The sequence below is a fragment of the Kitasatospora sp. NPDC004669 genome, from assembly GCF_040609455.1.
Classification (GTDB): domain Bacteria; phylum Actinomycetota; class Actinomycetes; order Streptomycetales; family Streptomycetaceae; genus Kitasatospora.
Genome location: NZ_JBEXKB010000063.1, coordinates 1 through 13,963, shown reverse-complemented (window position 1 = coordinate 13,963; position 13,963 = coordinate 1). Strand labels below are relative to the sequence as shown.

9 protein-coding genes and 1 pseudogene are annotated in these 13,963 nt (G+C 71.8%); 8 read left to right on the top strand and 2 right to left on the bottom strand.

Annotation, left to right across the window (positions count from 1 at the left end; translation table 11 throughout):
- Positions 1 to 186: 186 nt before the first annotated feature.
- Positions 187 to 348, top strand: a pseudogene (locus ABZW30_RS36315) (M20 family peptidase); the annotation flags it as partial.
- Positions 349 to 362: 14 nt separating this feature from the next.
- Here ABZW30_RS36315 and ABZW30_RS36310 read toward each other — a convergent pair.
- Together ABZW30_RS36310 and ABZW30_RS36305 are read right to left on the bottom strand one after the other, a co-directional pair.
- Positions 363 to 2,762 (bottom strand): glycoside hydrolase family 95 protein, encoded by a 2,400-nt coding sequence (locus ABZW30_RS36310; protein ID WP_355675526.1) that lies wholly within the window; start codon positions 2,760 to 2,762, stop codon positions 363 to 365.
- Positions 2,763 to 2,803: 41 nt separating this feature from the next.
- Entirely contained in the window at positions 2,804 to 3,808 is a 1,005-nt protein-coding gene (locus ABZW30_RS36305; protein ID WP_355675525.1) for a LacI family DNA-binding transcriptional regulator, read from the bottom strand.
- Between the two features lie 282 nt (positions 3,809 to 4,090).
- Here ABZW30_RS36305 and ABZW30_RS36300 point away from each other — a divergent pair, with 282 nt between their 5' ends.
- From ABZW30_RS36300 to kdpF, 7 genes are all read left to right on the top strand, one after another.
- The gene (locus ABZW30_RS36300) at positions 4,091 to 5,389 is read left to right on the top strand and encodes an ABC transporter substrate-binding protein (protein ID WP_355675524.1); all 1,299 of its coding nucleotides are present in this window, start codon (positions 4,091 to 4,093) and stop codon (positions 5,387 to 5,389) included.
- A 2-nt stretch (positions 5,390 to 5,391) separates the two neighbouring features.
- Positions 5,392 to 6,357 (top strand): sugar ABC transporter permease, encoded by a 966-nt coding sequence (locus ABZW30_RS36295; protein WP_355675523.1) that lies wholly within the window; start codon positions 5,392 to 5,394, stop codon positions 6,355 to 6,357.
- Between the two features lie 47 nt (positions 6,358 to 6,404).
- Positions 6,405 to 7,262, top strand: a complete 858-nt coding sequence (locus ABZW30_RS36290) for a carbohydrate ABC transporter permease (RefSeq protein WP_355675522.1) — start codon at positions 6,405 to 6,407, stop codon at positions 7,260 to 7,262.
- Entirely contained in the window at positions 7,259 to 9,145 is a 1,887-nt protein-coding gene (locus tag ABZW30_RS36285) for a DUF5107 domain-containing protein (RefSeq protein WP_355675521.1), read from the top strand. Before ABZW30_RS36290 ends, ABZW30_RS36285 begins: the two co-directional genes overlap by 4 nt.
- An 88-nt stretch (positions 9,146 to 9,233) precedes the next feature.
- On the top strand, positions 9,234 to 11,705 hold the full coding sequence (locus tag ABZW30_RS36280) for an RICIN domain-containing protein (protein WP_355675520.1): 2,472 nt from the start codon (positions 9,234 to 9,236) through the stop codon (positions 11,703 to 11,705).
- Between the two features lie 768 nt (positions 11,706 to 12,473).
- On the top strand, positions 12,474 to 13,295 hold the full coding sequence (locus ABZW30_RS36275) for an SDR family NAD(P)-dependent oxidoreductase (RefSeq protein ID WP_355675519.1): 822 nt from the start codon (positions 12,474 to 12,476) through the stop codon (positions 13,293 to 13,295).
- A gap of 572 nt (positions 13,296 to 13,867) precedes the next feature.
- Positions 13,868 to 13,957, top strand: coding sequence for a K(+)-transporting ATPase subunit F (kdpF, locus tag ABZW30_RS36270; protein WP_045693083.1), 90 nt, complete (start codon positions 13,868 to 13,870; stop codon positions 13,955 to 13,957).
- Positions 13,958 to 13,963: the final 6 nt, after the last annotated feature.

Here is a 13,963-nt window from a genome sequence, read left to right as displayed (position 1 = left end):
ACGCGACGTGCCCGGCCCCGGATGCCAACCAGCCAGGTGGCGAACTACTTCTTCGGGGTCGCCTCGTCGGTCCTGATGGCGCTGGTGATCACGGTCGTGGCCGACCGGTTCCTGGCCCGTCGCTCGGACCCCGGGACCGGCGAGCCGGATGCCGGACTCGACGCCGCCGAGCGGGCCGAGATCGACCTTGGGCGGCCGGTGCTGTGCGGCATGGGCGCGGTCGGCGACGGCGCCCACGCCCAGGGCGAATTCATCTACCCCGACACCGTGGTGACCCAGACGGCGCTGGTCGCGGGCCTGCTGGGCCGGCTGGCGTGGCCGCTGACCGGCGGGGTGGCCGTGGACTGACGTACCGGGCCCGATCAGTCGGGCACGCGGATCCGGTGGCCCCCTTCCCGGTTGAGCTGTGTGGTCAGACGCAGCCCGGCCGGGGTGGGGGTGGCTGTCGCGGTGACAACCCGGTCGGTCGGGTCGGTCACCGTGGGCGCGGGCGTGCCGGTGGGAAGCAGGAGGTCGAGGGCCTGCGAACGGGTGCTGTGCACGGTCGCCTCGGTCAGGAGGCCGCTGTCCCAGCGGAGGTCGACGGTGAGACCCCCGCGGGCGCGCAGCCCCTCGACGTGGCCGCTCGGCCAGGCCTCGGGCAGGGCGGGCAGCAGCCGCAGGATGCCGTTGTGGCTCTGCAGCAGCATCTCGGCGACGGCGGCGGTGGCGCCGAAGTTGCCGTCGATCTGGAACAGGTCCGGCGGGTGCAGGCCGAAGAGATTGGGGGCGGAGTAGTCGGCCAGCAGGCCGCGCACGCTGCGGTGGGCGAGGTCGGCGTCGCCGAGGCGGGCGGCCAGGGCGGCCACCCAGGCCAGGCTCCAGCCGGTCGATCCGCCGCCGTGGTCGAGGCGGCGGGCCAGGGCCAGTCGGGCGGCCTCGGTGGCGGCCGGGTCGGTGAGCGGGTCGATGGCGCTGCCGGGGTGGAGGCCGTAGAGGTGCGACAGGTGTCGGTGGCCGGGGTCCTCCTCGGGGAGGTCCTCCCACCATTCGAGCAGGCGGCCGTCCTCGCCGGTCGGCGGGGGACGGAGCCGGGCACGGGCCGCGTCCAGCGCGTCGGCCAGGTCGGCGTCCACGCCGAGCACGCGGGCGGCGGAGGCGGTGTTGGCGAAGAGTTCGCTGGTCAGCCAGTGGTCCATGGTGGCCGAGGCGGAGACGGCGGCGAGGGTGCCGTCGGGCAGTCGGAAGTGGTGCTCGGGGGAGGTGGACGGGCAGGTGACCAGGTGGCCGTCTCGGTCCTCGGTGAGGAAGTCGAGCAGGAAGCGGGCGGCGCCGCGCATCAGCGGGTAGGCGCGGGCGGAAAGGAAGTCGTGGTCCCCGGTGAAGAGGTGGTGCTCCCACAGGTGCGCGCAGAGCCAGGCGCCGGCCATCGGCCAGCTCGCCCAGGAGGGCGAGCCGGAGACGGGGTTGGCGGAGCGCCACAGGTCGACGTTGTGGTGGACGGTCCAGCCGCCGGTGCCGTAGTAGGCGGCGGCGGTCCGGGCGCCGGTCCGGGCGAGATCGGTGATCAGGTCGAAGAGCGGTTCGTGGCACGGGGCGAGACCGGTGGTCTCGGCGTGCCAGTAGTTCATCTGCAGGTTGATGTTGGTCGTCCAGTTGGAGTTCCACGGCGGGGCCGCCTCGGTGTTCCAGATGCCCTGCAGGGTGGCGGGCTGGCTGCCGGGGCGCGAGGAGGCGATCAGCAGGTAGCGGCCGTAGGCGAATTGGAGGGCCGTCAGCGCGGGGTCGTCACCGCCGGCCCGGACGGCGGCGAGCCGTTCGTCGGTGGGCAGGTCGTCCGGGCGGTCGCTGCCGAGTCGCAGCGTGGTGGCGCGGAACAGCCGCCGGTGGTCGGCGAGGTGCTCGGCGAGCAGTTGTCCGTACGGTCGGTCGGCGGCTTCGTCCAGGCGCCGTTCGACCTGCTCCACCGGTCCGTCGTCAGGGCCGGCCGGGGGCTCGGTGTAGCCGCGGTAGCCGGTTGCGGCGGCGACCAACAGGAGCACCTCATCGGCGCCGCGCACCGTCACCGCGCCCGTCGTCCGCTCGACCCGGCCGCCGGTGGGCACCACCCGGAGCCCGGCCGCGAAGCCCATGCCCTCGTCCGGGCGGTAACGCACCGGGTTCGGCTCGCCGAAGGCCACGTGCGCAGGGGCCCGGCCGGAGAGGAGCAGGCGGTCGGGGCCGGCGCCGCCGCCGTGCGCGTCCGGGTGCGCGGTGCTGAACCGGACGGTGAGGTCGATCCGCCCGGGTGTGGAGGAGGTGATCCTGGTGACCAGGACGTCGGCCGGGGCCGAGACGTAGGACTCGCGCAGGATCTCCGCGCCGCCTGTCCGGTACGAGACCCGGTGGACGGCCTCGTCGAGGTCCAGTGAACGTACGTAGTCGTCCAACGGTCCGTCGCCGAGATCCAATTGGAGGGTGGCGAGCGGCTGGTAGGCCTCCGAGTACGGGCCCTGCACGCGGGTGGCCAGAGCCTCCGCGCGGGCGTAGTCGTGGTCGGCCAGGACGGCGGTGCGCAGTTCCCCGAGGCGCGCGCCGGCATCGGTGCGGTCGCGCGGCCCGGGGCCGCCGGACCACAGGGTGTCGACGTTGAGGTGCACGGTCTCGCCCGCGCCGGACCCGCCCACGCCGCCGTGGAACAGCGCGCCGAGGTGCCCGTTGCCCAGCGGTAGGGCCCCCAGGAAGGAGCCGGCGGGTCGGCGGTACCAGAGGCGTTCGGCGCCGGGGGCAGGAACCGACGTCAAGGGCGGTTTCCTTTGGGGGAGTTGGTGGCCCAGGCGGAGGATCAGCGGCTGCCGGCCGGGCCGGTGCTGTCCCGGACGATCAGCTCGGGGCGCAGCAGTTGGAGTGAGTTGGCCGGCGCGCCAGACTTGGTGAGGGCGCGCAGCAGCAGCTCGATGGCCTCGCGGGCCATTTCCCGCTTGGGGATGGCGACGCTGGTGAGGGCCGGCCGGGAGACTCCGACCTCCGGGTTGTCGTCGTGTCCGACGATCGACAGGTCGTGCGGGACGGAGCGGCCGGCGGCCCGGGCGGCCTCCAGGGCGCCGAGTGCGAGGACGTCGTGGGTGGCGAAGAGCGCGGTGGCGCCGGGGTCGGCGGCCAGTGCCGCGTTCGCCGCCGCGAAGCCGCCTGCGGGGGTGGGCTCGGGTGCGAAGTGGACGGCGGTGTCGGGGACGGTACGGCCGTCGGCGGCGAAGGCGCGCCGGAAGCCCGCCACCCGCGGGCCGTGGTCGGGGCTGGCCAGCACGGCGACCCGCTCATGGCCGAGTTCGCGCAGGTGGCGCCCGGCCAGGTAGCCGGCGCGTTCGTAGTCGATGGTGACCACCGGGAAGCGGTCGGGGGCGTCGGTCTCCCAGGCGCACAGGGCGACCGGGAAGGAGGCCTCGGCCAGCAGCGGTAGGTGGTCGATCAGGTCCCGGTCGCCGGCGATCAGTAGGGCGTCCACCGAGCGGCTGGTCAGGCCGGCCAGGTGGCGCTTGGCGCGCTCGCCGTCGAGGCGTGTGGTGCACAGCAGCAGGTGGTAGCCGTTCTCGTCGAGGACGTCCTCGACCTCCTCGACGATGTCGGCGTAGAACGAGCCCGTCACGGTGGGGACGAACAGGCCCACCGTCCTGGTGGCGCCGGTCGCCAGGGAACGCGCGACGAGGTTGGGCGTGTAGCCCAGCTCCTCGATCGCGGCGCGCACCCGGGCGGCAGTCGCCGGGCTCATGGCTCCCCGGCCCCGGATGACGTTGGAGACGGTCTGCTTCGTGACCCCGGCGCGCTCGGCCACGTCCTGCATCGTCACCATGACTGGATCCTTCGATTTTACCGGTCAACTTGCTTTCGGTGAAACGTAGGGTACCGACGAAGGGCCGTCAAGGTTGGCCCAAACCCTTGCTCTGCCTATGACTTGATGATTCGTCGCCAGGATGGCGCCATAGCGGAACGACCTGGCAGGGGATTCTGCCATGACCCTTGATTTACCGGTCAACCCGCCCGTATCGTCCCAGCCATCCAGCAATGCCCCCGTCTCCTGGCCAGGCTGACGACCCGTCCGCGCGGCGTCTCGCGCCTCCGAGAGGAACCACCCATGGGCAGAACGACCACGTCCGCAAGCCGCGTCGTCGGCGCGGCCACCGCCGTGGCACTCGCGCTCGCAGTGAGCGCCTGCAGCAGCAGTTCGGGGGACGACGCGAAGTCCGGCGGCAGCTTCACCTACTGGTCGATGTGGCGCGCCGACGAGCCGCAGGCCCAGGTGCTGAAGGCCGCGATCGCCGACTTCACCGCCACCACCGGCGCCAAGGTGAACGTCACCTGGGCCGGCCGCGACATCGCCAAGAAGATCAGCCCGGCGATCGCCGCCAACCAGGCCCCGGACCTGTGGGACGAATCCGACGACAAGGTCTACGGCGCCACCGCCTCCGCCGGACAGGCACTGGACCTCTCGCCCGTACTGCAGCTACAGGTGCCGGAGGAGAACGTCCCGGTCTCCCAGGTCATCCCGGCCAAGTACTTCGACATGCTGCCGAAGGACCCGTCCGGCTCCAACCACTACATCATCCCGTACGAGGTCGTCACCAACGCCATGTTCTACAACGCGGCCGACCCCGCCGTCACCGCGGCCATGCCGACCCCGCCCACCGACTGGGCCGGACTGCTCAAGGTCTGCGACGCTCTGAAGGCGGCCGGGAAGGCGTGCATCGCCTCCGAGGGCGAGGACCCCTGGAGCAACGCGCTGTACTTCGACTACCTGCTCAACGGCACCGGCGTGAACGTCGCCCAGCTCTCCGCCGACAAGTCCGGCGCGAGCTGGGACAACCCGGCGGTTCTCACCGCCGCGCAGCAGGTGGAGCAGCTGGTCAAGGGCGGTCACCTGATCCCCGGCTACGACGCGACCAAGTTCCCGGCCCAGGAGACCAACTGGACGGCCGGAAAGGCCGCCTTCTACATGGACGGCAACTACGTGACCGCCGAGGTGGCCAAGCAGGTCCCGGCCGGCTGGAAGACGGCCTCGATGCTGCCGCCCACCGCGAAGGCCCCGGACGCCGGCCTGATCGGCTTCGCGATCCCCAAGCGAGCCAGGAACGCGGCCGCCGCGCAGAAGTTCATCGCCTTCTTCCTGCAGAAGAAGCACCTGTCCGGGATCTCGACCACCGCGCTCAACATCACCCCGCGCACCGACATCCCGGCGCCCGCCGAGCTGGCCGGTGCCCAGCAGGCCCTCGCCTCCCCGACCGTGCGCCTCGGCTTCGACGGCGCGGGCGGCAGCTGGCTGCCCAAGGTCCTGAACGAGAACTACCTGGACTTCTGGCACGGCAAGACCACGGCCGCCCAGTTCGTCGCCAAGTGCAAGGCCGACCAGGTCACCTACTGGCAGACCCAGGGCTGACGGTGGCGACGACGATCGACAACCCGCCCCGGACGGACGCCGTCCGGGGCAGGCCCGAGCGCGCTGCCCGTACCGGCGTCGGCCCGCTGGAGCGCCAGCGCCGCCGAATGTTCTGGCCGTTCACCGCGCCCGCGCTGATCGTGTACGCGGTGCTGTTCGTCGCCCCGGTCGGCTACGCGCTGTGGACCAGCCTGTACAAGTGGGACGGCATGGGCGCGATGGACTGGCGCGGCCTGCAGAACTACACCCTGCTGTTCCGCGACCCGAGGTTCCGCACCTCCCTGTTCAACACGCTGGAACTGATGGTCATCGGCGGCACGATCACCTTCGTGATCAGCTTCGCGCTGACCCTGGTGCTGCGCGAGATGCGGGCCAAGCTGTTCGCGCGGTCCGTGCTGTTCTTCCCCTCGCTGGTCAACGGCATGGTCTTCGGCATCGCCGCCGGCTTCCTGTTCTCGCCCACCGGCCCGGTCAACCAGGCGCTGAAGCTGTTCGGAGTGACCACGCCGCCGAAGTGGCTGTCGACGGACAACCTGCTCCCGATGGTCCTGGGCGCCCTGGTCTGGACGGCGACGGGCTACTACACCTCGATCATCATGGCGGCGGTCGACCAGATCCCCGACTACCTCTACGAGGCGGCCGAACTCGATGGCGCCGGCCCGTTCCAGCGCTTCCGGCACATCACCCTGCCCTGCGCCTGGGACGTGATCGCGGTCTGCGCCGTGCTGTGGACGGTCAGCTCGGTGAAGATCTTCGAGCTGATCCTGCTCTACGGCGGCAGCACCAACGCCTACCCGCCGGTGAGCAGTTGGAACACCGCCGTGTACGTGTACACCGAGGCCTTCCCACAGGGCACCGTCCCCCGGCTGGGCATGGCCACCGCCGCCGCGATCGTCAGCCTGGCCATGGTCACCCTGATCACCGTCGTGCTGCGCCGCCTGCTGCGCCGCGACCCGATCGAGTACTGACCCGCCGCGTCCCCGCCCCCACACCGCCATCAGAAAGGCCATCACCCGTGCGAAGCAGAAGCAGAAGCGGACGCGGTTCCACGGGACTCGCGACCCGGATCGGGACGGCCGCCGTCTGGATCGTCGTCGCCGCCGACCTGCTGCTGGTCCTGTGGATCCTGCTGACCTCGCTGCGCGGCGGCCCCGACATCCTGCACCACGCCTTCGGGCTGCCGACCAGGGCCAGGACCGAGAACTACACCACCGCGCTCGACGAGGGCGGCTTCGCGCAGGCGGCTCTCAACAGCGTGGTCACCGCCGGTCTCTCGTCCGTGGTCGCGGTCGCCCTCGCCGCCCCCTGCGCGTACGCACTCGCCCGGCGCCGCTCACGCACCTCCTCGGCGCTGACGATGACCTTCGCCATGGGCCTCGGCGTACCCGGCCAGGTCCTGGTGGTGCCGCTGTTCGTCGGCTTGTCCCGGGTGAACCTGACCGACAGCGACCTCGGCCTCGGGCTCGTCTACGTCGGCCTGGCCATGCCCTTCACGGTCTTCCTGCTGACCGGTTTCTTCAGCGGCATCCCCGGCGTGCTGGAGGAGGCGGCCGTCCTGGACGGCGCGGGCCCCCTGCGCACCTTCGTCCAGGTGGTGCTCCCGGTCGCCCGGGGCGGGCTGATCACCGCCTTCCTCCTGCAGTTCATCACCGCCTGGAACGAGACCCTGTTCGCCCTCGTACTGACGAACAGCCAAGGGAAGATCACCCTCCCGGTGGCACTCTCCTCCTTCGTCGCAGCACAGCAGTTCAACGGCCTGGACTACGGCACGATGTTCGCCGGAGTCTGCATCATCCTCGCCCCGATGATCGCGCTCTTCTCCTGGATGGGCTCGCGGATCATCCAGGGCATGACGGTTGGGATCGGCAAATGACCTCGACACTGCGTACCGACCTGCTCCGCATCGTAGGCACCCCCAACCCGGTCGGCGGCACCCTGCCGATCCTGCACGGCCTGCCGCAACAGACCGCCGCCGGCGTCGGGGTCGATGACGAGATGCGCCACAACCTGGCCTACGGGGTGCCGCACACCCTGCTGCCGTACACCCGGCAGGGCGGGTACGACCGCGACCGCGCGGAGCGCGAAGTCCCCTGCGTGGTGCTGGAGAACGCGACCCTGACCGCGACCTTTCTGCCCTCCCTCGGCGGGCGGCTGTGGTCGCTGGTCCACCGACCCAGCGGGCGGGAGCTGCTGCACCGCAACCGGATCCTCCAGCCCGCCAACCTCGCGCTGCGCGACGCCTGGCTGGCCGGCGGGGTGGAGTGGAACCTCGGCACCACCGGGCACTGGCCGCTGACCTGCGAGCCGCTGCACGCCGCCCGGGTGACCGCGCCGGACGGCACCCCGGGCTTGAGGATGTATGCCTTCGAACGGCTGCGGCGCCTGGTCCTGCGGATGGACACCTGGCTGCCCGCCGGCTCCCCGGTGCTGTACGTCCACATCGCCGTGCACAACCCCGCGCCGACCGAGACCCCGGTCTACTGGTGGTCCAACATCGCCGTGCCGCAGGACCGGGACGTTCGCGTCCTCGGCCCGGCCGACCACGCCTTTCACTGCGACTACGTCAGCGACCTGCGACGCGTCCCCTTCCCGCAGCTCGACGGCGCCGACCACAGCTACCCCGGCCGGGTCCCGTGCGCCGCCGACTACTTCCTCGACCTCCCCGGCGGCGAACGCCCCTGGATCGCCGCGCTCGACGAGCGCGGCACCGGGCTCGTCCAGACCTCCACCGCGCGGCTGCGCGGACGCAAACTGTTCTGCTGGGGTACCGGCACCGGCGGAAAGCACTGGCAGGAGTGGCTCTCCGGCCCGGACTCCGCCTACCTGGAGATCCAGGCCGGCCTGGCCCGCACCCAGTTGGAACACCTGCCGATGCCCGCCGGCGCCACCTGGTCCTGGACCGAGGCGTACGGGCTGCTGCAGGCCGACCCCGTGGCCGTGCACGGGAGTTGGGAGACCGCCCGGGCAGCCGTCGGCGAGGCACTGAACGCGCTGGTCTCGCCGTTGCAAGTAGACCTGGCGGAGGCGCTTGCCGCCGAGTTCGGCGAACCGGAGGAACTTCTGGCCACCGGCAGTGGCTGGGCCGCCCTGGAGATCGAGACGGGCGCCCTGGCAGCGTCTCCGCTGCTGCCCTTCGGCGTGCCCACCGATGCCCAGGAACCCTGGCGCCGACTCCTCGAGACCGGCACGCTCCCGGTCTGCGACCCGCCGGCCGAGCCGGTCACGGGCGTGCACTGGCGGGCGCTGCTGGAGGCGGGGGCCGCGGACTGGCACGCGCTGTACCAGCTCGGGCTGCTGCGCCTGGCGGCCGGGGACCAGGAGGCCGCCCGTGAGGCCTTCCAGCGTTCGATCGCCGTGCAGTCCTCCCCCTGGGCGCTGCGGGCGCTCGCCTTCCTGACCCCGGACCGGCAGCAGGCCGCCGACCTCGCCCTCTCGGCCCACCGACTCCGGCCCGGTCTGCTGGAGTTGACGATCGAGACGCTGGAGGCGCTGCGCCGGGCCGAGCGCCCCGCCGAGGCACTCGCGCTGATCGAGGCACTGCCGGCGGCCGACCGGGCGCACGGCAGGATCAGGCTGGCCGAGGCGGAGGCGGCGCACGCCTCGGGCGACGACGAGCGCGTCCGGCGCCTGCTGTCCGAGGGCATCCAGGTCGACAACATGCGCGAGGGCGAACTCTCCCTGGACACGCTCTGGCTCGCCGTCCACCCCGGCACGCCCGTCCCGCCGCAGTACGACTTCCGGATGGCGGACGGCTGAGCCGCCGCCTCCCACCGACCACTCTCCCGTTCCGCACCCCCCACACCAGGGGCGCAACGGCGCGCCCCGCCACGGAAGAGGAGTAGCAGTGTCAGCTCTACGTACCAGATGGGTCGGCGCTCTCACCGCCGCCGCCCTGGCCGCCCTCGGTACCGGCACGCTGGCCGCCACCCCGGCGGCCGCCAAGCACGCCGGCGCCACCTACACGATCTCGATCGGGAAGACCGGCTCGTACGCGTACCCGGATGACACCCCGGCGAGCGTCTACACCGACAAGGACGGCACGTTCTACTTCCAGCAGTCGCACTCGCTGTACGGCGCGAGCGACTCCCGGCAGTGGGGCTTCTACACCGGCACGGACTTCGAGAGCGCCACCCGCTCGGCCGCGATCAGCGACGCGGTCGACCCCTCCAACCCCGACGACCGCAACAACGACACCACCTGGCGGTGCGACAACAGCCCCACCGGCCTGGAGGCCAGCAGGGCGCCCCAGGGCTCCGGGTACTCGCAGCAGAACTTCTGCGACCTGGTCGGGACCTGGGTCGACCCGGACACCGGGGACTGGTACGGGCTGGTGCACAACGAGTTCACCCCCCAGCCCTTCGGTGACGGCCTGCACTACGACGCGATCGACTACGCGGTCTCCACCGACCAGGGGAAGACCTGGTCCATCAAGGACCACGTCATCACCTCGCCGTACAGCACCACCCGTGGGGATGATGCCGCCTTCCCCAACCAGACCTACGACTACGGCGACGGGGACCCCCGCCTGTTCGTCGACACTGCCTCGGGCTACTTCTACGTCTACTACGGCTCCCGGATCATCCCGAAGGCCGGCGTCGGCGGCGGCAACGGCGGCCTGGCCCACGTCGCGCGCGCCCCCATCGCCGCGAAGATGGCGCCCGGCTCGTGGCAGAAGTGGTACGACGGCAACTGGGCACAGCCGGGGGAGGGTGGCCTGGAGAGCAACATGCTGCCGGTCACCCCGGCCGCGCCGACCGGGTACACCCCGCCCGCGAAGGACTACCGCCCGAGCACCCCCGGCTCGGTGGACCAGCAGGTCGCGGCCGGCCAACTCCCGGCCAAGTCGCCGCTGTTCATCATGAACATCGCCTACGACGCCTACCTGGGCCTGTACATCGGCGAACCCGAGGTGGTCTCGGGCACCGCACCGCAGCAGTTCTACGCCACCAAGGACCTCGCCACCCAGCAGTGGTCCCTGCTCGGCGACAGCGGCAGTGGCTACACCTCCGGCTCCTGGTACCGCTGGATGCTCGACCCCGCCAGCCGGACCGGCGGCACGGTCATCGGCAAGACCTTCCGCTCGTACTGCTCCATCGCCTGCGCCACCTCCGACGGCGAGTACGCCGACATCACCATCGGCTCCTCCGCGCCGGCCGCCCCTCCGGTCGACCTGACCAGGACCTACCGGATCCAGAACGGTGACGGCCGCGTGCTGGCCCAGGCCGACGGCGGCTCCGCCACCACCTCCACGGCGTGGCCCAGCGGCTCCGCCCGCGAGTCCTGGAGCTTCCTGGCCGACGGCGACGGCGCGTACCGGATCGCGAACGCCGCCACCGGGCAGCTGCTGGGCGTCGACTCCACCGCGACGGCCGGCCGGGCCTGGGGCGCAGGGCTGACCGTCACTGACGCCGTCGGCGGGAACGCCACCGTCGGCCAGCAGTGGTTCATCGTCCCCAGCACGGCAGGCAAGGGCGGGTTCCAGCTGGTGAACCGTTACAGCAGCCTGGTGATCAGCCTGTCCGGCACGGCGGACCGGCTCACCGAGACCACGCCCGCCCGCTCCTGGACCGACGCCACCGGCAGCACGGTCGGTGGCGGCCGCACCGCCGACGAGCAGACCCTCGCCTTCACCCCGGCCGGGAAGGCCCCCGAGACGGTCGTGCTCACCGGCCCCGGCGACCAGTCCGGCACCGTCGGCAAGGCCGCGTCGGTGCAGCTGAGCGCGACCGACAACGCCGGCAAGCCGCTCACCTTCTCGGCGACCGGCCTGCCCGCCGGGCTCTCCGTCAGCCCTTCGGGCCTGATCTCCGGAACCCCGACCGCCGCCGGGGTCGCCACCGTGACCGTCACCGCCTCCTCCGGCACCGCGAGCGCCTCGACCTCCCTCACCTGGAGCGTCACCCCGGCGTTCAGCGGGAACCACACACTGACCACGGGCGGCAAGGCCCTCGACGACGCCGACAACAGCACCACCGCCGGCAACCACCTCATCACCTGGACCACCTCCGGGAGCAGCAACCAGCTCTGGCAGTTCCGCCCGCAGCCCGACGGCTCGTACGAACTGGTCAACGGCCGCTCCTCGATGTGCGCCGATGTCACCGGCGGCTCCACCGCCGCCGGCGCCCAGGTGATCCAGTGGCCGTGCAGCGGCGGGAGCAACCAGCACTGGAACGTCCGGCTGACGGCCGACGGCTCGTACGCCGTCACCTCGGCCCGCAGCGGCCTCCTGCTCACCACCGACTCAAGTGCCGACGGCGCCCAGGTGACGCAGCAGCCGGACACCGGCTCGCCGCTGCAGCGGTGGTCGATCTCCTGACCCAGGCCCGCAGGACATCCCCTGGGGGGACGGGCCTGACGCCGGGCTCCCGGGGGCTGTCCCGGGGGCCCGGCACCCCCTCCCGGCCCGCAGTGCACCAGCAGTTCCCCGGGTGCGTCGGTGTCGTCCGTCCACCAGCCGCCGTGGGCGCTTCGCGCGACGTGGGCGGGAAGGAGGCTCGCGCCGGGTCGCTCGGGGGTGTCCCAGGCGGTGGCGGGAAGGGCTGTAACGGACATCCGTCCAGTACGGCGGACCGCGACGACCGTGCGTCGGCTCTTTGACGAAAGCCTGGCAGCGGAAGGGTCCTTGCTGACGAAACATTGGCGAGTGCCGGAAAACCAACGGTTGTCGGGGCAGGAGCATCAACGATGCGTCGACTGTGCGTCAGGGGTTCATCAGGGAGGGTGAACAAGCTTGCCCCGGACATCCGGGCAGGCTTTGATGGGGGACATGCACCGCTCGACACGCCACCACGACCGCCCGCCGCATAGTCGGCCGCGGATCGTCGCTGTCGCGGTCGCCACTGCCGTCCGGTAGGACCGAGCTCCTTCCCGCTGGTCGCCGGCGGCGTGCACGGGCCCGGCTCCGTTCGTCGTGCCCGTGCCGATCACCGCCGCCCGTCCCCTGCCCCAACCGGCTCCGAGGGCAGGGGACGGGCGAGCGCTCTCATCGCATCACACCCTGTTCGCGCCGACGGCCCCGGAGGCGAGCGGCTTCGTGCCGCGCTGCCTCCGCACCCCGTCGGCGCCTTCCACCCTTGGATGGGTCATGTCCGACGCTGTTCTGTCCGCCCGTACCGCCCTCGTCACCGGTGCCTCCTCCGGCATCGGCTGGGAGACCGCCCGGCTGCTGGCCGGGCACGGTGCCACCGTGCTGGTGCACGCCCGGACCACCGCCGAGGCCGAGGCGGCCGTCGCCCGACTGGTCGACGTGGGCGCCCGGCGGGACCAACTCGTCGAGCTGGCCGCCGACTTCACCAAGCTGTCGGAGGTCGCGGTGCTGGCCGGCACGGTGGTCAAGCACTACCCGGCGCTGGATCTGCTGGTGAACAACGCCGCCGTGATGGCGCCCGAGCGCTGCACGCTGACCGACGACGGCAACGAGGTCTCGCTGCAGGTCAACTTCCTGGCCGCGCACCTGCTGGCGAAGCTGCTGCGGGCTCCGCTCTCGGCGGCCGGCGACGCCCGGATCGTCAACGTCTCCTCCTCGCTGCACCGCACCGCGTCGATGAACTGGTCGGACCCGCACCGGGTGAAGAGGTACTCGCGGGTCGCCGCGTACGCGCAGTCGCAGCTGGCGCTCACCATGGCGACCACCGAGATGGCTCCGGGCGGCTCCGGCATCACCGCCGTCAGCCTCAACCCGGGCCTGTGCGACACCGCGCTGCTGCCGCTGTACGGGCGGGTCGGCGCGCCGGCGGCGGAAGGTGCGGCGGCGGTCGTCCGGCTCTGCCTGCCTGAGACGGTCGTCACCAACGGTGCCTACTTCGACGGTGCCGTCATCGCGCCGACCGCGGCGGCCGTCCACGAGGTGCGCTCGGTGAAGCGGCTGGCCAAGCTCGCCGACCAGCTGGTCGGCCAGGCGGTCTGAACCGCCCCGATCCGATGCCTCAACCCGACGGTCAAGAGAAGGAGCGCGATGTCCAAGCGTGCCCGTAAGAAGAAGGCCCGGCGTAAGAAGAAGGCGAACCACGGCCGCAAGGCCGGGCAGAGCTGACCCCGTAGACCCACCTGGTGCCGCGTGCCACCGGCACCAGGTGCATCCCTCGGCCCCCGAGGCCCGCCGTCCGGCTGTGCGGACAGTGGGTCTCGGGGGCCGAGGCATGTCCGACGTCGAGCGGTGGACGAGGGCCGGGGCGGCCGTTTCTGCACGGACCGAAACGTTTGGGACAACCTGAGGTCTCGGGCGCATGACGTGGATATCAGGGCCGCGTCAAGGTTTCCGCATCACCCGTATGGACGGCATAAGGGAAACGCTGCGCGCTCCCGCCTGCTGGTTTGCTGCTCCAGCCGGTTTCAGCCGGTGCCGCGAGGCCGTCCTGTCCGCTCGCGAGCACGTCCTCTAGCCAGTCTGGTGGAGTCCATGTCCGATCTCATCTACGTCGGTGTCACGGTCGCCGTGTTCGCCGTCATCGCCTTGATCGCGCGGGGGGTGGAGAAGCTGTGAGTGCCGAGAACATCGCTGGTCTGGTCGTGGCCGTCGCGCTCGTCGGCTACCTCGTCGTGGCGCTGATCTTCCCGGAGAAGTTCTGACATGGG